Below are 17,351 nucleotides of genomic sequence, written 5' to 3' on the forward strand. Positions count from 1 at the left end.
CGCACTTCGCATATGCAACTTTTTATGTGCCTCAAAGTGGACGCGTGAAGCACCTCCGCAAGTAATCGCAAACATGGGAGAAAGCTAATGATCAGATTGATCGGTTTTGCTGCGTTCGCCTTAGCCATCACAACCTCAGCACAGGCAATGACAATTGCGCCGGTTCACGAGCCGGACGGCATGATCACGCAAGTTGCCTTCGGCTGCGGCCCATTCAGGACACGAGTTGGTGGTGTCTGCGTCGCCAGGACCACCATCCGCCATGTGCGCCGACAAGTCCGGAGGTGTGCGCTATGGCACGGAGGCGTTTGCGCTCGGTGGGTTTACTGAAACGCTTGGCGGCATCCAAGCCGCTATTCTTAAGGTCAAGGTCCGTGCTTCGGCAGCCGTGACGGATATCTCAATTGCCGAATTGCGGTCGGCCCCCGCTCGGGTTACTCGGAGGTCCGCTCTTGGGTATCTTTGATGACGCGCCCGCGGCTCATCTCCAGATTCTTTGTGTCTTGTGGAATTTAGCATGACACAAGCTAAAGCACCTCAGCGCGAACCTGGGCCACGCCACGATCCGTAATCGCTAGGCTGCGCGCAGCGCCGAGCGAAAGGTCGAGGACGCGGCCGCGAACCCTCGGTCCGCGGTCGGTGATGCGAACTACTACCGACTGGCTGGTCGCTAGATCGGTGACGCGAACTCTCGTGCCGAACGGCAGGCTGCGGTGGGCCGCGGTTGGCAAATTCCGATCGAACGAGGAACCGCTCGCTGTTTTTCCTGTCCTATACGAATAGTATGAGGCCTTTCCGGAAAAAACTCGGTTGAATGATCGAGGGGCTGAGCGATCTTCCGAACCACGTGTCGGCTCTCCTCCGAGCTGAGGTTGCGTGTGCGGATCCTGCTTAGTTTGGCCGGGTACCTCGGGAGCCGGCTCTGCGTGTGCCTTCGGAATGATGGACCATCTCTCATTGAAGGTCTGTGCTGCAACAGGGTCCACATGTATCCCCATCCAAGCTGGGACTGTCGCAATCGCGACTATTCTTGAAAAAAGACGCATGATCGCCTCACAAACAAATGGAGAAGCAAATGGACAATGCAAAGTCATGCGGCTGTGTTCCTGCACATGGAGAAATTCCCGTGCCGGAAAAGGTGAATAAGTACCAAGAGTTCCGAACTATGATGTTTAGGAGCACCGCAGCAAGAAACTAGAACTGTAGGCCGATATAGCGAAATCGATTTCCGCTCATGGCACAAATGCGAAGTGCAGCGATGTCCGCTATTTGGTCGCTATCAAGGGAAATGCGGACGTCGCGGGCATCGCGTTTTTGTAGATGCGGAGGTCATTCGAGGCGGGGCCGCTGCTAGAGGTGGCGGGGCACGGCGGAGAAGGTTGGCGAGCCGCCCCAGGTTCCGCGCGGTTGCTGTGAGCAGCACTTCGTGCCCGCACACAATCCGCGGGCCGCGTGTTACTGCGTTAGAAATCTATATGCGACAATCAGAGCCACCATGCTCGCGAAAATCAGCAGTGCCGGGATGGAGAATGGCGCGCAGCCGATAGACCGGGCTGAGGTTTAGGCTGTCTCTGGAACCGCACGACTTTGCCCTCTGCCGTTGGTGTGCGAACCTTTGGTTCCGGCGCCGCGCCCACGCCTCCGATCTCGCTGTAATAAGCGCTGTAGACCTCGCGAACGGCCAGGGCCGTGGACTCTGCCTCGCTCATCGTCTCGAGTCGGGTTCGATAGTTAGTCAGAAAGCTCTGTGCGTTTGACGGAAGGTCATCGAAACCACCGAGCTTGGCCATCATGAGCCAAGTGGCAAAATCCGCCTCGGCCTTCGTGCGAGCTTTCTTGGCGATAGGCGCGAGAGGTGAACGCGGCGATGCTGGGTTGGCTAAGGAAAAACGAAGTCCTCGCCTTGGACTGCAACGAATATCGGTCAACTAAAGTCTCTAGCAAAGCAAAAGCCGGCGCCAAGAAAATCGCAAAGGCATTAAAACGCGCTCCGGGTGCAAAACGGTAAAAGCGCATATGCCTATGTTGGAGTTGTCGCTCAGCACGAGGGGGTAACTGAAGGCAAAGGTCGCGATAAATTAGCAAGTAGTCAGCCACATTTGAATGGAACGGCTTTCTTTTTGATCTGCCGGAACGAACCACCGTATGCTCGGTTGTCATATGTTCCCCACCATTAAGGAGACGTGATGACAAACAGAATGATCCCAACAAGTATGGTCAACAGAATCGACAGGGCGATTAGTCCGCTAAGTCCGGCCAGAACCCGAGTCGGACGCCTGGCCAACAGACGCAAAATCCAAACCAGGACGGCCAGCGGGGCGGCGGCCAACAAAGAGATCCGCAACGCTGATGGAAACGAATTGCTCGCTTCGACGGGCAGTTTTGTCTAGCAGAGTTCTTCCGGCTCCCAATCCACCTTCTTCGACACTTCCCATGGTTAGGCGCACGATGCCCTTCGGTCCATGCCCGCAGAGGAAGTAGCTATGGAACATCAATTTTTCATTCGCCAGCAAAACCTAAGGCTCTATCGCAGTCTCGTGGCTGCATCGGAAGGGGCGGCAGCGAAAGCTGACGCGCGGCAGGAGAAGCTTTTAAAGCTACTGGCAGAGGAAGTAGCGAACGAACCGCCGCCCAGAAAGAGCTAAGGTGTTTGCTAAAGAGGCTCACCGTAAGCGCAATCTGCCGGATCCGCTTCGTTTGCGCCCAAGCTCGGATCGAAGCGGAATAGCGTGGAGCAGTAGGGGCAGACGATCTCACTGGCATCGCCTATCTTGAGGTAGATGTGTGGGTCATCTTGCGGTGGCTTATCCCCAATGCACTTGAACTCGCGGCAGCCAATGCGCACGATCGGCACCCCCACTTCATTATGAAACTTCGGATAACTTTCCATCTGCAGCGCGCGGCTTAGGCGCCCGATCGATGATGCAAAGTGCCGTGCATGGATCGTCGAGCGAGGGCTCGATCAGCACCCGGTGAGCGGCGCCCCCTCGCGTCGTTCGGTTGCCGTGAAACGTACCCAGAGCGACACGTCCATCGTCAATTTCTCCCACCACGGGAGAGGGTTGGAAGCTAACGAACCTGCAGAGGCGCCGGGGTCGCCATCGCCGCGACGCGGTGCTTCACTGCATTCTGCACCTTCGCGAAGGCGCCCACCTCGATCTGGCGTACGCGCTCGCGCGAGAGGCCGAATTCCTCGGCCAACTCCACGAGCGTGATCTGTTCCTCAGCGAGCCGGCGCGTCTCGAAGATGCGCCGCTCGCGCTTGTTGAGCACGGTGAGCGCATCGGACAGCGTCTTGCGGCGGTTATCGAACTCCTCGCTCGCGGCGAGCGTCGTCTCCTGGTCCGGGGATTCGTCCACCAGCCGGTCTTGCCACTCGCCGGAATCGCCGTCCTCGCGGATCGCGGCGTTGAGCGAGGCATCGCCGCTGAGTCGCCGGTTCATGTAAATCACGTCCGTTTCGGTGACGCCGATCCGCCGGGCGATGATCTTCACCTGGTCCAGCCGCATATCGCCATCGTCGAGGATGGCGAGTTTGCTCTGAGTCTTGCGGAGGTTGAAGAACACCTTCTTCTGGTTGGCCGTGGTGCCCATCTTCACCAGCGACCGCGAGCGCAGGATGTATTCCTTGATCGCCGCCTTGATCCACCACACGGCGTAGGTGGCGAACCGGAAGCCCTTTTCCGGCTCGAAGCGCTCGACCGCCTGCATCAGGCCGACATTGCCCTCGGAGATCGCCTCCGAGATCGCCAGGCCGTAGCCGCGATAGTCCCTGGCGATCTTGGTCACGAGCCGCAGATGGCTGGTGACGAGCTTGTGCGCCGCGTCGCGATCGCCGCGCTCGCGCCAGCGCTTGGCTAGCAAGTATTCTTCCTGGCGCTCCAACATCGGGAACCGCCGGATTTCCTCAAGATAGTGGGTGAGGTCGGGTTCGGCCGTAAGGATCGGCAGGGCTGCGTTGCGGGCCATGATCAAGCCCTCCAACTAGTTTCGAAACGAAATTATCTTCATCAGATCGGTTGTCAAGTTAATTTCGAAACGCTATTATATGTGAAAGAGGCAATCATGTCAGCGCGCGAAACGGCAGAGCTCCTGCTGCAGGCGGGACGGCTCGTACAAGCTGAGGGCTATGACGGCGAACTCAGCCCGGCCCAATGGATGGCGCTCCGCTTCTTCGCCCGTGCCAACCCGTTCTCGCGGACCCCGTCGGCCTTCGCGGAATTTCAAGCGACAACCCGCGGCACCGCAACACAAGCCATTAAGGCGCTTGAAGCGGGTGGGTACTTGGTCCGACAGCCATTCAAGACGGATGGGCGAAGCGTAAGTCTGCGACTGACGAGCAAAGGCAAAAAAGCGCTTGCACGCGATCCGTTCGAGGTTCTGGTCCGGGCCGTGGATTCGCTCGACGCGACAGCGCGAACCGCGATGCGTCGCGCGCTGCACCAAGTGTTGTCCACTTTAGCTACGAGTGGAGCGCACCGGCGCTTCGGTGTTTGCCAGGACTGCACGTACTTCGGCAGAGAGATGCGCGGCAACCTCCCGAGCATGGGCCCCTCGGCCGCTGAATGCCTGCTCCTCGGTGTTCCGATTCAGCCAGAGGACGTAGGTCTTCTGTGCGTCCATTTTCAACCAATAAACGAGCACCGCGAGGACGGACGGACACCATGAATGAGTTCACCACTGCAATCTGCCGAAAGGACGCTTAATTGACCTTCGTCGTCAACGAGAGCTGTATTCGCTGCAAAATCATGGACTGCGTCGACGTGTGCCCTGTGGACTGCTTCTACGAGGGCGAGAACATGCTCGTCATCCATCCGGAGGAATGCATCGATTGCGGGGTCTGCGTGCCGGAATGCCCGGTCGACGCGATCAAGCCTGACACCGAGCCGGGGCTTGAGAAATGGCTGTCGCTGAATGCGGAATACGCGAAAACCTGGCCAAATATTATGGTCAAAAAAGCGCCCCCGCCCGACTCGAAGGAGTGGGAGGGGAAGCCGGACAAGTTCCAATACTTCTCGCCAAATCCCGGCGCGGGTGATTGAGGCGGACAAGGTCAACGTCCTCCCGGTTTGCGACGTGCTATTGGTAGCGAGCCAAAGCCACTCATTGCGAAGCAAACCCGGCGAAAGATCATGAGCTTCTTCGAGCGTCTAAAGACAGAAGCATCCGCCGAGTGGCGGGCCTACACCGAGCATCCCTTCACGAACGGGTTGGCAGACGGTTCGCTCGCCGAAGCGGCGTTTCGTCACTACCTCGTTCAGGACTACCTGTTCCTCACCGAGTTTGCTCGCGCCTACGCGCTCTCCGTCTACAAGTCGCCCAAGCTCGCTGACATGCGCGAAGCGGCAGCCGGCCTCTCGGCCATCCTCGACATCGAGATGAACCTGCATGTGAAGCTCTGCGCCGGCTGGGGCCTGTCGCCCAGCGATCTTGAACAAACCCCTCCGGCGGTCGAGATGCTGGCCTATACACGCTACGTGCTCGACGCGGGAATGCGCGGCGATCTGCTGGCACTCAAGGTGGCGCTTGCCCCCTGCGTGATCGGCTACGCGGAGATCGCGACGCGGCTCGCCTCGCGACCCGATGCGCACGCTGCAACGAACCCATATCGCGTTTGGATCGCCGAGTATGCCGGTGCACCATATCAGGGGGTCGCGGCGAAAGCGCGGGCGCACCTGGAGGGTCTCGCCGATCTCTACGTCACGCCGGCCCGCGAGGCAGAGCTGATTGTGATCTTCAAGGAAGCCACCCGGCTCGAGGCCGACTTCTGGGAAATGGGCTGGCGTGCGGGCCAACGTGTTGAATAGTCACTGACTGCTTACCGTGTCGGATGGGTTACAGCATCACTATCAACCGCAACGGCGAAAGCCTCGAAACGGAGTACAGTGTTGCACCGTCACCGGCACAACCGACACCCGCGGACATAATTCAGAAGTTCAAAGAGAACACGTTCCAGCAGAGCAGCAAACCATATGAGGAGAAGGATCATGTACAACGATTCTCTGTTCAATGCGTTCGCTCGGTCCTACGAGGCCCGAAACGAAAGCGATATGTCGATGGCGGAATATCTGGAATCGTGTCGGGGCGATCCGATGCGATATGCCAATGCGGCCGAGCGGCTGTTAGCCGCGATCGGTGAGCCTCAAATGATTGATACGGCCAAGGACGCCCGCCTTGGCCGTATTTTTTTGAACCGGACCATGCGCGCCTATCCGGCCTTCGCTGGATTCTATGGCATGGAAGAAACCATCGAGCGGATCGCCGGCTTCTTCCGGCACGCCGCCCAGGGTCTGGAAGAGCGCAAGCAGATTCTCTATCTCCTCGGCCCCGTGGGCGGTGGAAAATCGTCGCTGGCAGAGCGGCTGAAATCGTTGATGGAAGTCCATCCCATCCACGTGCTGAAGGCCGGCGACGAACTCAGTCCGGTGTTCGAGAGTCCGCTCGGTCTGTTCGATCCGGAGCAACTCGGACCGATGATCGAGGAGAAGTACGGCATTCCGCGCCGCCGCCTCAACGGTCCGATGAGTCCGTGGTGCTACAAGCGGCTCGAGGCCTTCGGCGGCGACATTTCGCGCTTCCGCGTCGCCAAGATCCAGCCCTCGCGCCTGCGGCAGATCGCGATTGCGAAAACCGAACCTGGCGATGAGAACAATCAGGACATCTCCTCGCTGGTCGGCAAGGTCGACATTCGCAAGCTGGAGACCTTCGCCCAGAACGATCCCGATGCCTACAGCTACTCCGGCGGTCTCAATCGCGCCAACCAGGGCATTCTCGAGTTCGTCGAGATGTTCAAGGCCCCGATCAAGATGCTGCACCCGCTTTTGACGGCGACTCAGGAAGGCAACTACATCGGCACCGAAAATATCGGGGCAATCCCCTTTACCGGCATTATTCTCGCGCATTCGAACGAATCCGAATGGCAAAGCTTCAAGTCCAACAAGAACAACGAAGCCTTCATCGACCGCATCTGCGTCATCAAGGTGCCGTACTGCCTGCGGGTGACCGAAGAGCAGAAGATCTACGAGAAGCTCATTTCGGGATCCGAGCTCGCTGCCGCGCCGTGCGCGCCGGCAACGCTCGAGACGCTCGCGCGATTCTCGGTGATGTCGCGTCTGCGCAAGCACGAGAACTCGACGACCTTTGCGAAGATGCGGGTCTATGATGGGGAAAGCCTCAAAGAGTCCGATCCCAAGGCCCGCAGCGTCCAGGAATATAAGGATGCCGCTGGCGTCGACGAAGGCATGGACGGCGCCTCAACGCGCTTTGCCTTCAAGGTTCTGGCTGCGACCTACAATCACGACACCTCGGAGCTGGGCGCCGATCCCGTCCATTTGATGTATGTGCTCGAGCATGCGATCCGGCGCGAGCAGCTTTCGGAGGAAGTCGAAAAGCGCTACCTCGAATTCATCAAGGCCGAACTCGTGCCGCGCTACGCCGAATTCATTGGCCACGAGATCCAGAAAGCCTATCTGGAATCCTATTCGGATTACGGTCAAAACCTGTTCAATCGCTACGTGGATTATGCCGATGCCTGGATCGAGGATCAGGACTTCAAGGACCCCGATACCGGCCAGATGCTCAATCGGGAGCTTCTCAACCAGGAACTGACCAAGATCGAGAAGCCCGCGGGCATCGCCAGCCCGAAGGATTTCCGCAACGAGGTGGTCAAGTTTTCGCTGCGGTCGCGGGCGCAGAATGCCGGCAAGAACCCGTCCTGGACCAGCTATGAAAAGATTCGCGAAGTCATCGAAAAGCGGATATTTTCGCAGGTCAAAGACCTTCTTCCCGTTATCTCGTTTGGCTTGAAAAAGGACGGCGATACCGAAAAGAAGCACGGCGAGTTTGTCGAGCGGATGGTGGGGCGCGGCTATACCGAGCGTCAGGTTCGCCGGCTCGTCGAATGGTACATGCGTGTGAAGCAAGCCGGCTGAGGCGGATGCAAAAGTGGCCATGCACACATCGTTGATCGGCGCCTGAATCCAGGCAGCAAGAGCCTCGAGAACCGCCAGCGGTTCTTGCGCCGTGCCAAGGCGCTGGTTCAGGGCGTGGTCAAGAAGTCCTCGCAGGACCGCGACATCAAGGATGTGCTGGAAGGCGGCGAGGTCAGCATACTCCGGTGCACCAACTTGCTCCCGAAGCCTTCCAGTTCTGTGTGCGCCACGACAGGAGGACCGCCCCGTTCGATCCACATATAGCCGAAGGCCAGGTGCACCTTGACGCCTGGAGGAAGCAGCGTCATGGCGCACGCTCCTCATTGCCCAGTGCTGCATCAGAAGGCGTGTTCGCGTCAGTAATCTGCACCGCGACGAACACCGGCGCGGCCGACGGCGTCAGTTCTTGCTTCCACCGGAATAGAACACGCGCCGCTATCCCGTAGCGGCGCGCCACCTCCGAGAGGTTCGCACCCGCCTGCACAGCCTCCTCAAGGATCTGGTGTTTGAGCATCCCTTCGGCACGCTCAAGATGCGGATGGGTGCTGCGCACTTCCTGATGAAGACACTGCCGAAGGTCGCGAGCGAGATGGCGCTCAGCGTGCTCGCCTACAATCTGACGCGCGTTCATGAATATCGTGGGTACAAGGGCGTTGCTGACAGCGATAGCGACCCCATTGCGTGCCGGTATCGAGTAAGACTTTGCCCCGCATTCCCCACGATGACTAATACCAACGGCCCTAAGGATTGACCGTTGCCCATGATCGAGTGGTGATGGAAGCGATGCGCTTTGGATCGTCTGCGAAGAAGTTCCATGCTGCGCAGGCTTTATCGACGATGTCGTCGTAGTCGTCGAAGACGGTGATCGCGAGTTTGTTGCCGCGCAGATATTCCCAGACGTTTTCGATTGGATTGAGTTCAGGGGCGTAGGCCGGCAAGTGCACGAGGGTGACGTTGTCGGGGATGGTGAGTGCGGCAGCGATGTGATAGCCCGCGCCGTCGAGGACGAGGGCGGCGTGGCTACCTGTGGCGACCATGCGGCCGATGGCGATGAGATGCAGCGACATGGTCTCGGCGTTCGCCGCCGGCATGACCAGGCCTGCGGCGACGCGACGTTGCGGACAGGCGGGGAGCTGCGCCGTGACTGTGGCGGCGAAGTTTTTTTAAACGCCTCTTGGGCTTCTTCGTTGGCCTGCGGGTGGCGGGGCCTTACCGACAGCCTGCGGTAACCGAGCTTGGCCAGAACCTTCCCGACCGAACGCTCGTGGAGCGCGACACCGAAGCGCCGCTGCAATTCGTCGCGCAGATCGATCCGCCGCCAACGCACCACTCCGTGCCGCGCCGGATCGGGGCCGGCCTCGACAAGCTCGGCCAATTCGGCCTGCTGCCGCGCCGTGAGCTTCGATCCGGGGCCTGGCGATTTGAGATTGCGTAGCCCGGCCAGTCCCTCGGCGTTGTAACGATGCACCCAGTCCCGCAAGGTCTGACGATTCATGCCGCAGGTTTCGGCCGCCATCTTGCGGTCCAAACCGTCGAGCACCAGCGCAAGTGCCAGCATCCGCCGTGACACCGCACCGTCCTTCTCCCCGCTCGCCGCCTTGCGAAGCTCCGAAGCCGTCAGATCAAGCCGGGTGATCGATACCGCCGCTCCCATCGATGCCGCTCCTCTCTCAAGAGCCAGCATCGAGTCAGAGTTTCCCTGATTTGGGAATCCTAAAAATGAGTCAGTGTTTGGGGCCGTTGGTATAAGAGGCCGTCCTGATCGTCCAACAGGAAAAAATTGCGCAAATCGGCGGTGTCAGATTACATTAACCGGGTCGTGGACGGTCGCGGACTGCGTTAGCGCGTTATCACGTAACCAAGACCCATTGCAGGCATGTCCGATAATGAGTGGTCAGGGCAGTCGCTACAACCGGGAGAGAAGCTCCGCCTTCTTTGCTGCGAATTCTTCCGACGTGAGAATGCCTTTCTTGTGCAATTCGGCCAGCCGCTCGATTTTGGCGAAGAGGTCCGTTTCCTGGGCACTGTCGGGCCGATACGGCTCGCTGGCAGGCGCCACCGGTGGTTCCGGAGCCTTGGTTTGCACGCCGTCCACCGAGGCGACCGGCAGAGTTGAGACAATAACTGTCCCATGCTGGCTGGTAAGGGTAAGCGAGCCGCCGCGCCCCTGCCGCTGAGAGACGCCGCTGATCTGGTGATCTAGCGTGTCGTAGACGGTCACGTGTCCATTCAGCTCTACTGCTAATCGACGCTTTTGGTTGAAATAGGCATAGCGGACTTGGTTCTGCGCGCCAGTCCCGTTGGGGAACCCTAGTTCCGCTGGCCACCATTCACCCGACGCTCGGCCGGGTGTCTCTGGTACGAATAGGCTGACCGAACCTGTATCTAAGACGTCGTGGCCGCCCTCCTGCTGGCCGCCACCCTGCCTCTGTGACTGTGACTGAAAACCGGCGGGGAATGACACGAAGGGTTGCAAAGCCAAGATTTGTGACAGCTCGGAACACAAGCCGTCGACCTTCGCCTTGAGGCCGTGATTGAACATGTCGCCGACCATCGTCATGCCACCCGGCATCCACTGCCCGGCACCACCCAGTTCGCGATGGTCAAACTGCGCCATCATGCCTTTGCTGTTCAGGAGGGCCTGCAACAATGTCATCACCGCATCGGCACTGACTCCGTAATGCTGAGCCAGATCGCTTATTTTCTGCAAGCCTTGGTCGGTTAGGCGGGGCAAGGCGTTGTTCCTTAGGGGCGGGAAGATATGACCAGCCGCGCATAGTAGAAACCGAGTCCGTTGGCAGTGCAAGAACGGACATGACGCGGTCTTTGCGCCATGTGGCAGTTTGACCCAACTGAGACATGGGCCCCGGAGCACGTCGTGTAGACGAAGCCGCGCGCCACGTGTCAGAGTGCCTTCCTCATTCACTGGAGGTGCGGCATGACGAGCACGGCGGCGATGGAGGCTGGATCTGCGTCGGTCAAACGGCTGCTGGCGGCGGCAGCGGCGACCATGGAAAAGGCGCGCTATTGCTGGGCGATGACGGTCGCCGAGGACGGCAGCGTCAACGCGCGGCCCATGGGTCCGCAAAAATCACTGGCGAGCGAAGATCCCTTCGGCATTTTATTCCTCACCCGCCGCGGTTCCCGCAAGGCGCTGGAGATCGGCCGCACCGGCCGGCTGAGCGTGGTCTATCAACATGACGCCGATGACTGCTATGTCACCCTGATCGGGCGCGGTGTCATCATCGCCGACCGGGCGCTGCTGCGAGCTCGCTGGCAGCCCGCCTGGAACCAATTCTTTCCCGCCGGCGCTGATGATGAGACCTCCATCTTCGTTCAGCTCGAAGCCGACCGCATCGAGCTCTGGGTGCGCGGCGTGACGCCGGAGCCGTTCGGGACGCGCGGCGCCATATTGGAGCGTGGTCAAGGGCAGCCTTGGCGCCTGGTCCAAGGCTGACGACCTCTTAGTCGTCCGTCCGAAAACATATTAAATCGTCGCCGGCGATTCAGACATTCCGATCGACTTGTTGCCGGCGACGTTCGTCCTTGACGATCCCGCAAATCCCTTCTTCGCTGATCTTTTCGATCCGGAAGATCCCGAACGATCTTTTGGATCTGGAGCGCGCTTTCTCGGCGCGCAGATCGCGGTTACGAATGAGCCCGTTTCGCATGACATTGAAGCGAGTATGCCGTGGTTGGCCGATCCAGCGATCCCGCAAATGCGTCCGGGAGAATCCGTACCTTCGAGAGAATCCCGGACATCCACTCTCCAAGGCTCGTTTCTATAGAGGGGCTGGCCGCCACCGTTTGCATTCGTACTGCCGACTTCCGTTGTTGGGCAGATAGTGTTGCAAAAGTCGAAAATCGAGATGCTCCGAAAATCTCGCGAAAGTTGATTCTTGGACATTCTTACCGCCGCAAGGCCCTGTAGTGGCGCTACGAAGGTCCACGGTCGTTTTTGCGTGAAACGATGTGGTCCCTCATATCGTCACGCGCGAAACGCATCAGTGGTTCTAGAAAATTTCAGTCGCCACCCTAAAAAGACTTTTTCACACTATCGGGCACAAAGCGGACATGGCGCGATGTCCGACTTGAGTCCGTTATGCGCGCAAAAGCAATCATGCAGGCAGTGCCTTGGCGGGGGTTTAATTCACGCCTCGTCATCCTGACCAATGGAAATCGACACGCTAACCCCCGAGGGCCAAGGCTGAGCTGCGCGAGATGCTAGCCGAGGCGGTGCGCAAAACAGTCTGAAGACGCGCAGCGCGCTGTCTAGGGCAAATGATGGCCAAGCAAAAGGCCGCTGGGCTGATGGCGAAAGGCAAGGTGAGGCATCTCCGCGCAACGGTCAGGGGGACTGCCAGCACGCATCATGAAGAACCTGATCGCAGGCGCCAGACGACCCCGGCCACGACAATGGCGAGAATGATCCAGATGACCATGTGAAATTGTCCATATCCGCCGTAGCCCCATGGCTCTGTTCCGAACATGATCAGTCCTCCGGCTCCTTTAGCGTGGTCGTCCGCTGCGTCACCATCCTAGCCCCACTCACGCAAAAGCCGCCAAGGTTTCCCTCGACGGCTCGTGCCGTTGCGTTGCGTTTGCACGGAAGGTGTGCTGCGTCGAGCGGTGTCGAACGTAGCCCAAGCCTGCCTTATCATGTGTGGCTGGCGGCGATGCTCTTCAAGCCAGTGTTGCTGTCCCATTGTGAACTGGCGGCGGCGTTTTTCAAAAAAGGGCGGCCGTTGCGAGCCGCCCCTCTGTCGTCGTGTGGACTGTAGCTGTGGCTTCTCAATTGAGCGCCCCGGGATCATCATTGCTGATTAAGGTCAGCAATCGATCTGCCACGGCCCGGATGCGTCCCTTGAATACCCTGTCCGCTCTGACATCGCCGCGCTCGACGGCCATTGCCAGGTCGCCGACAAGTTGCTCGATTTGCGCCAACCATGACACATCTGGGGGCGGAAGGCCCGCTTCCTCCGGTTGCGTCGCGGAAGCAACGATGTGCATCGGCCCCGCATCTTCATCGTCGGTTCAGTCTTCTTGTTGTACGTGGGGTCCGAGGGGTTAGAGGGGGTGTGCTGGATTACCATCCACTACGCCAACTTACGCGGAGAAGGTTCGATCCCAGTTCCTCTCCCTCCGCCACCATAACCGAAGCCGCATATTCTCCGCGTGAGTTTGTGTGCAATTAAGCCCAATAGCGGCAGCGATTTCTTGTTTGAACTCCGGACTCCTTCTCGGCAGGGCGCGCTCATTATTCTCCGAAAAGGCCCCTTTATCTCCGAAGCTCTGGACTCCGCGCATCCGGTACGGTTTTCGAAACTCTAACGTTTCGAAGGGTCTATGAATTTCAACGAAAAGAGGTTCTGCGGCTCCTCTCGGACAGGCGAGAGCGTCCAATTCCAATTTCGCCATATCGAGGTTCGAATCGTCCCGTCCCAGTCAACCAGTCCGGCGTCCAGAGAAAATGTCCCTGAAACTCACGGAAAGGCCCACCAACAGGGGGCTTTCGGGAATGATCGACCGGTCTCTGGGCTCCGATTTTGGGCAACCGCCTACCAACCTCAGGATGAGCGGAAGCACAACGCCTCCGATGAAGGCGTTGATGATCAAAGCAACGATACCTACCCCGAGGTAAATACCAAGTCGCGGCAATGGCCAATCGCCTATGGCCTCCGCACATGAGGTTCGACTAATCGGTCTTGGTGGGCTTCTTGGTCGCAACGATTTGCTTCCAAGGGCGTACCGCGACCGTTGTGGGTTTAGGCAGCTGTCGGAGCACGCCACCTGGCGGCGGTGACAGGGTTGGTGCAGGCGTGGGTGGCGGAGGTGGAGGTGGCGTTGTGTCTTCCTTGTCTACCGCGAACTGCGCTTCTCCAGCTTCAATACCTTTCTTGGCCTTGTTATAGGCCCAGTCCGGGATCTGTGGACTGTTGGCATTGAGCTTGTCCTTCTCGTCGATCAGGTTCCTAAGTTTGGCGGTAAGAACCTCCTCGGTTTCTCCCTGCCAGCACACTATCGAGTGGAAAAATCTGGCATCGTTATTAAGCTTATCGTATGCGTGCCCGGCTGAAAGGTGCCCAGCCTCTTTGTCGTTGGGATTAAGGAAGGTTGTAATCCCGGAGAGGATGGCAACGAAGATTGCCAAGGCTCCCGCCAGAATTCCTATCCATGGTTCCTGTTGTGCCGCCTTCGTGAAGGCGGTCGCACCGACTAAGCCCGAAATTATTACGGACGGTAGGCCTAGCCATAAGTTGCCCTTCTTCCACCTGGCCGCTGCGCAGTGATGGCCCTTCATTGAATAGAGAGTTGACTCCTCAAGGCGCTTCGCCTCGTTGATGATTTGAGAATGCGCCTTTGTCGCGGGACGCTCGCTTGTGGTCTCAACCATAGGCGGGGAAATGGTAGGGCATGAGAGCCTTCCAAGTGATGATTGCGTTTCGAGGGTCGCCTCTGTCGCCGTACATTTCGGCGTTGACGGCTGTGTTAAAGGCACCCTGTAATTTGCGGGAGGCCTCTTCTACGGTGGATTGGGTGATGTAGCGGCCGATATCGTCGCCATAACCGGCAGGGTCTAGGTTTCTCCCCCGGACGAGTGCCTGAGCCTTGTCGAAAAAGAACCGCAGCCCTGATGGGAAATCGCTAATGGTGACGTTGCGGAATGCTTCGAACGCCAGCACTTCAAGATGGAAAGAACGGAAGAAGGCACCATGGGCTTTATTCCAGCTCTTAATCATCTTGATGAGTGGAACGAGATTGCCTTTATGGTATTTGTTCGCCTCGGTCATGAGGGCGACGTGTTTCTTTGGGTCAGTCTCCAACCAGAAGTTTCCGACCGCGTTGGCGATGAGATAGCCTCCGCCGGTGCGGTTGAAGCCGACAACAACATCCACAACGAAATCTGAAAAGCGGATAGTTACGGCCTGCCCGTTGCGGCTGATGTCAGGGGTCGAAGTGTAGGTTTTAAGGAGCAGTCGCTTCGTATAGTCCAGAAGACCAGAAGGGCCGCCGTTCTGATTGTTGTAGTGGTGGAAGTAGTGCGGATCGAGGACGACAAAAACGTCCACGTCCGCCTCTTTTAGCGGCGAGATCATCGTAGACCGCATATACGAGCCGGTCAGAAAGTCATCGACCACCTTCATGCCGGCGTTGACGGTATCGCGGACGCCGTTTTGGCGCGTGGAGACCGTCAATGCTTGATCGAACGTGATCTCTAAGTTCGAGCGTAGCTTGGTGAAAGAGTCTGCGACCGTATAAGGCATTTGGAACCGTTTGAGGGAACCCGGCGAATATAGGGCCAGCGTCGGTACAACCAAGGGCTGAATTGGGTTTACCCCCAACCTACATTACGTCTTCGATCTCTGGGCTGAGCGCTGGCGACGGCGTGAGGCTGCGGGCAATATGATCATCGTGCGCTACGCCGACGACCTCATTGTCGGCTTCGAGCACGAGACCGAGGCCCGTCGCTTCCTCGACGAGACGAGATGCGTAAGCGGTTACAGGTCGTCACCGGCTACTTCAACTACCACGCGGTGCCGACAAACAGTTCGACACAGACCGCCTTCTTATTCCACGTCACCAATCTCTGGCGGCGCATGCTACGGCAGCGGAGCCAGAGAGACTGGACGACCTGGGAGCGGATCAAGCGGTTGGCCGACGACTGGCTCCCGAAACCGCGAATCCTCCATCCGTGGCCAGAGGTCGCTTCGCCGTTAGGCACCCAAGGTGGGAGCCGTATGCCCGAATTGGGCCCGTACGGATCTGTGCGGGGGGCGAGAGGTAACTCGCGTCCCTACCGCGAAAGTGGCCGCACCACAGTCAAAACGGTGCTTTTGACCCAACTGCGACATCGACCCCAGCACCCTTCTGATCGCAGCCCGCCGTACGTCATGCAATATTGAAACTCGTGTAAGGTAGAGAACGTCCGAGCTCCACGCGGATGGCGCGACTATCGATGACATTGAACCATAGAAACGGGCAGCCGTTTGCATTGTTTTGGTCGTGCAAATAATTATGCCTTCGCTTGCATCGCATGGCCGACCAGGTTTTTTCCGAGCGACCATATAGCACCAGGGACGCGGTGGCTTTCGGCGATGACGGAGTCAAAACCGTTCAAGATCCAATCACAGTCCGACTCGGAAATAACAAGTGCGGGCAAAAGCTTGATCGTATGGCCAGCATGACTAGAGACTTGGCTCAGCAATTTATGCTCTTTGAAAAGCGGGATCGTAATGAGCTGGCTAAATAGACCCGTCCTCGCAGCCTCAAGAGCGTGCCATGATGCCTTGAGCTTGAATGATGTTGGTGGACCGAACTCGATACCAATCATCAATCCCTTGCCGCGTACCTCACGGAGAAACTCGTAACGTCGGGTCATTTCAGTAAAGGCGCGCAGCAATCGTTCTCCGGTCTGCGCTGCTTTTTCGACCAGCTGCTCCGACTTGAGCACATCCAGTGTCGCAATTCCGGCCGCCATTGCCAGGTCATTTGCCCCGAATGTCGATCCGTGGGCTACTGCACGCTCCATGCGATCAAAGACTTTGTCAAAAATCCATTTTCGCGTGAGAAGTGCTCCAACCGGAACGTGTCCGCCCGACAGTGTTTTTGCAAGGAGAACCATATCCGGCTCGACGTTCCAGTATTCAACCGCCAGGAAGCGGCCGGTGCGGCCCAATCCGGTCTGCACTTCATCGGCGACGAACAAGGTCCCGTGGCGCCGGCAGAGATCCGCGGCAAGTTTAAGATAGTCATCGTCGGGGACGTTTACCCCTTTACCCTGTATCGGCTCGACGATGAATGCGGCAATCGTGCGCGAATGAAGGGCCTTCTCAAGCGCAACAAGATCGTTAAATGGGATGCGGACACAGTGGGGCAGCAAGGGCTCGAAGCCTTCTCGGAAAATATCGTCTCCATTGAGAGACAGCGCACCATTGGTGAGACCGTGGAATGCATGCTCGCAGTAAAGTATCCCGGGCCGGCCCGTTGCTGCTCGCGCGAATTTGATAGCCGCCTCGACCGTTTCCGATCCGGAATTTACGAAGCAGACTTTATCGAGATAGGGCACGTGCGCCAGTAATCGCTCGGCGAGAATGCCGGCTAAAGTCGACACATCCATTTGGACCAGATTGGGAAGATCGCTGTCGAGAATGCTTTTCAACGCCTCACACAAAGCGGGATGATTGCGCCCGATGGCAAAGACTCCAAAACCACTCAATAGGTCGAGATAACGGTTGCCGTCTCGATCATAGAGATACTGGCCCTTGCCACTGCAAAAGCCGACGTCGTAGCCGATTGCTTTGAGAACCCGCACCATCTGCTCGTTGAGAAGGCGCCGATGTATTGCGTAATGATCATGTTCACGTAGCGAAAATAACTTGGCCATATCGTGGGTCATGATCGCCTCCCAAGTTGCAGCAG

General features: G+C 58.2%; 16 protein-coding genes and 4 pseudogenes. 7 read left to right on the plus strand and 13 right to left on the minus strand.

Annotated features, from left to right (window positions below; all coding sequences use genetic code 11):
• Nucleotides 1-527 precede the first annotated feature (527 nt).
• Nucleotides 528-1,094: a septal ring lytic transglycosylase RlpA family protein gene (locus tag B5525_RS47735; protein WP_425305292.1), complete on the minus strand. Its 567-nt coding sequence runs from the start codon at nucleotides 1,092-1,094 to the stop codon at nucleotides 528-530.
• Nucleotides 1,095-1,455: 361 nt separating this feature from the next.
• A pseudogene (locus B5525_RS46110) lies at nucleotides 1,456-1,844 on the minus strand (hypothetical protein).
• 639 nt (nucleotides 1,845-2,483) lie between these two features.
• Here B5525_RS46110 and B5525_RS07035 point away from each other — a divergent pair.
• Nucleotides 2,484-2,645 (plus strand): hypothetical protein, encoded by a 162-nt coding sequence (locus B5525_RS07035; protein WP_154073116.1) that lies wholly within the window; start codon nucleotides 2,484-2,486, stop codon nucleotides 2,643-2,645.
• Nucleotides 2,646-2,653: 8 nt separating this feature from the next.
• Here B5525_RS07035 and B5525_RS07040 read toward each other — a convergent pair whose 3' ends face one another.
• Both B5525_RS07040 and rpoH read right to left on the minus strand, forming a co-directional pair.
• On the minus strand, nucleotides 2,654-2,890 hold the full coding sequence (locus B5525_RS07040) for a zinc-finger domain-containing protein (RefSeq protein WP_079565357.1): 237 nt from the start codon (nucleotides 2,888-2,890) through the stop codon (nucleotides 2,654-2,656).
• Nucleotides 2,891-3,069: 179 nt separating this feature from the next.
• Nucleotides 3,070-3,969 carry an RNA polymerase sigma factor RpoH gene (gene rpoH / locus B5525_RS07045; protein ID WP_079573042.1) on the minus strand — a complete coding sequence of 300 codons (900 nt, stop codon included), beginning with the start codon at nucleotides 3,967-3,969 and terminating at the stop codon, nucleotides 3,070-3,072.
• A 96-nt stretch (nucleotides 3,970-4,065) separates the two neighbouring features.
• Between rpoH and B5525_RS07050 the strand changes: the two genes are divergently transcribed.
• From B5525_RS07050 to B5525_RS07070, 5 genes and pseudogenes are all read left to right on the plus strand, one after another.
• Entirely contained in the window at nucleotides 4,066-4,668 is a 603-nt protein-coding gene (locus B5525_RS07050) for a MarR family winged helix-turn-helix transcriptional regulator (protein WP_079565358.1), read from the plus strand.
• Between the two features lie 38 nt (nucleotides 4,669-4,706).
• Entirely contained in the window at nucleotides 4,707-5,042 is a 336-nt protein-coding gene (fdxA, locus tag B5525_RS07055) for a ferredoxin FdxA (RefSeq protein ID WP_079565359.1), read from the plus strand.
• Nucleotides 5,043-5,132: 90 nt separating this feature from the next.
• Nucleotides 5,133-5,807, plus strand: coding sequence for a thiaminase II (gene tenA / locus B5525_RS07060; protein WP_079565360.1), 675 nt, complete (start codon nucleotides 5,133-5,135; stop codon nucleotides 5,805-5,807).
• Between the two features lie 180 nt (nucleotides 5,808-5,987).
• Nucleotides 5,988-7,931: a PrkA family serine protein kinase gene (locus B5525_RS07065; protein WP_079565361.1), complete on the plus strand. Its 1,944-nt coding sequence runs from the start codon at nucleotides 5,988-5,990 to the stop codon at nucleotides 7,929-7,931.
• A 27-nt stretch (nucleotides 7,932-7,958) separates the two neighbouring features.
• Nucleotides 7,959-8,111 (plus strand): annotated as a pseudogene (locus B5525_RS07070) (DUF444 family protein); the annotation flags it as partial.
• Here the strand turns inward: B5525_RS07070 and B5525_RS07075 are convergent.
• From B5525_RS07075 to B5525_RS07095, 4 genes and pseudogenes are all read right to left on the minus strand, one after another.
• A complete protein-coding gene (locus B5525_RS07075; RefSeq protein WP_079565362.1) occupies nucleotides 8,039-8,239 on the minus strand; it encodes a hypothetical protein in 201 nt (66 codons plus the stop codon). The pseudogene B5525_RS07070 and the gene B5525_RS07075 overlap by 73 nt on opposite strands.
• Nucleotides 8,236-8,562 (minus strand): transposase, encoded by a 327-nt coding sequence (locus B5525_RS47740; RefSeq protein ID WP_154073117.1) that lies wholly within the window; start codon nucleotides 8,560-8,562, stop codon nucleotides 8,236-8,238. The genes B5525_RS07075 and B5525_RS47740 overlap by 4 nt, the downstream gene beginning before the upstream one ends.
• Nucleotides 8,563-8,671: 109 nt before the next feature.
• Nucleotides 8,672-9,585: pseudogene (locus B5525_RS07090) on the minus strand (IS630 family transposase).
• Nucleotides 9,586-9,837: 252 nt separating this feature from the next.
• Nucleotides 9,838-10,665, minus strand: coding sequence for an SHOCT domain-containing protein (locus B5525_RS07095; protein ID WP_079565365.1), 828 nt, complete (start codon nucleotides 10,663-10,665; stop codon nucleotides 9,838-9,840).
• Between the two features lie 204 nt (nucleotides 10,666-10,869).
• On the opposite strand from B5525_RS07095, the gene B5525_RS07100 reads away from it, so the two are divergent.
• Nucleotides 10,870-11,388: a pyridoxamine 5'-phosphate oxidase family protein gene (locus B5525_RS07100; RefSeq protein WP_079565366.1), complete on the plus strand. Its 519-nt coding sequence runs from the start codon at nucleotides 10,870-10,872 to the stop codon at nucleotides 11,386-11,388.
• A 1,334-nt stretch (nucleotides 11,389-12,722) separates the two neighbouring features.
• Here B5525_RS07100 and B5525_RS07105 read toward each other — a convergent pair.
• From B5525_RS07105 to B5525_RS07130, 5 genes and pseudogenes are all read right to left on the minus strand, one after another.
• Nucleotides 12,723-12,941, minus strand: coding sequence for a hypothetical protein (locus B5525_RS07105; protein ID WP_079565367.1), 219 nt, complete (start codon nucleotides 12,939-12,941; stop codon nucleotides 12,723-12,725).
• A gap of 549 nt (nucleotides 12,942-13,490) precedes the next feature.
• Nucleotides 13,491-13,595, minus strand: a pseudogene (locus B5525_RS47745) (GlsB/YeaQ/YmgE family stress response membrane protein); the annotation flags it as partial.
• 31 nt (nucleotides 13,596-13,626) lie between these two features.
• Complete coding sequence (locus B5525_RS07115; RefSeq protein WP_079565369.1) at nucleotides 13,627-14,325, minus strand: SLATT domain-containing protein; 699 nt, start codon at nucleotides 14,323-14,325, stop codon at nucleotides 13,627-13,629.
• The gene (locus tag B5525_RS07120) at nucleotides 14,318-15,196 is read right to left on the minus strand and encodes a CBASS oligonucleotide cyclase (protein ID WP_079565370.1); all 879 of its coding nucleotides are present in this window, start codon (nucleotides 15,194-15,196) and stop codon (nucleotides 14,318-14,320) included. Before B5525_RS07120 ends, B5525_RS07115 begins: the two co-directional genes overlap by 8 nt.
• A 749-nt stretch (nucleotides 15,197-15,945) precedes the next feature.
• Nucleotides 15,946-17,316 carry an aspartate aminotransferase family protein gene (locus tag B5525_RS07130; protein ID WP_154073796.1) on the minus strand — a complete coding sequence of 457 codons (1,371 nt, stop codon included), beginning with the start codon at nucleotides 17,314-17,316 and terminating at the stop codon, nucleotides 15,946-15,948.
• Nucleotides 17,317-17,351 lie beyond the last annotated feature (35 nt).

The organism is Bradyrhizobium erythrophlei, assembly GCF_900129505.1.
Lineage (GTDB): Bacteria > Pseudomonadota > Alphaproteobacteria > Rhizobiales > Xanthobacteraceae > Bradyrhizobium > Bradyrhizobium erythrophlei_D.

What these genes read in the sequence shown, in the direction of transcription:
- B5525_RS07120 (WP_079565370.1), bottom strand. Translation starts at nt 15,196, where the DNA reads ATGCCTTATACGGTCGCAGACTCTTTCACCAAGCTACGCTCGAACTTA.
- B5525_RS07050 (WP_079565358.1), top strand. Translation starts at nt 4,066, where the DNA reads ATGTCAGCGCGCGAAACGGCAGAGCTCCTGCTGCAGGCGGGACGGCTC.
- B5525_RS07040 (WP_079565357.1), bottom strand. Translation starts at nt 2,890, where the DNA reads ATGGAAAGTTATCCGAAGTTTCATAATGAAGTGGGGGTGCCGATCGTG.
- B5525_RS07075 (WP_079565362.1), bottom strand. Translation starts at nt 8,239, where the DNA reads ATGACGCTGCTTCCTCCAGGCGTCAAGGTGCACCTGGCCTTCGGCTAT.
- B5525_RS07100 (WP_079565366.1), top strand. Translation starts at nt 10,870, where the DNA reads ATGACGAGCACGGCGGCGATGGAGGCTGGATCTGCGTCGGTCAAACGG.
- B5525_RS07105 (WP_079565367.1), bottom strand. Translation starts at nt 12,941, where the DNA reads ATGCACATCGTTGCTTCCGCGACGCAACCGGAGGAAGCGGGCCTTCCG.
- B5525_RS07115 (WP_079565369.1), bottom strand. Translation starts at nt 14,325, where the DNA reads ATGGTTGAGACCACAAGCGAGCGTCCCGCGACAAAGGCGCATTCTCAA.
- B5525_RS47740 (WP_154073117.1), bottom strand. Translation starts at nt 8,562, where the DNA reads ATGAACGCGCGTCAGATTGTAGGCGAGCACGCTGAGCGCCATCTCGCT.
- tenA (WP_079565360.1), top strand. Translation starts at nt 5,133, where the DNA reads ATGAGCTTCTTCGAGCGTCTAAAGACAGAAGCATCCGCCGAGTGGCGG.
- rpoH (WP_079573042.1), bottom strand. Translation starts at nt 3,969, where the DNA reads ATGGCCCGCAACGCAGCCCTGCCGATCCTTACGGCCGAACCCGACCTC.
- B5525_RS07065 (WP_079565361.1), top strand. Translation starts at nt 5,988, where the DNA reads ATGTACAACGATTCTCTGTTCAATGCGTTCGCTCGGTCCTACGAGGCC.
- B5525_RS47735 (WP_425305292.1), bottom strand. Translation starts at nt 1,094, where the DNA reads ATGACTTTGCATTGTCCATTTGCTTCTCCATTTGTTTGTGAGGCGATC.
- B5525_RS07130 (WP_154073796.1), bottom strand. Translation starts at nt 17,316, where the DNA reads ATGGCCAAGTTATTTTCGCTACGTGAACATGATCATTACGCAATACAT.
- B5525_RS07035 (WP_154073116.1), top strand. Translation starts at nt 2,484, where the DNA reads ATGGAACATCAATTTTTCATTCGCCAGCAAAACCTAAGGCTCTATCGC.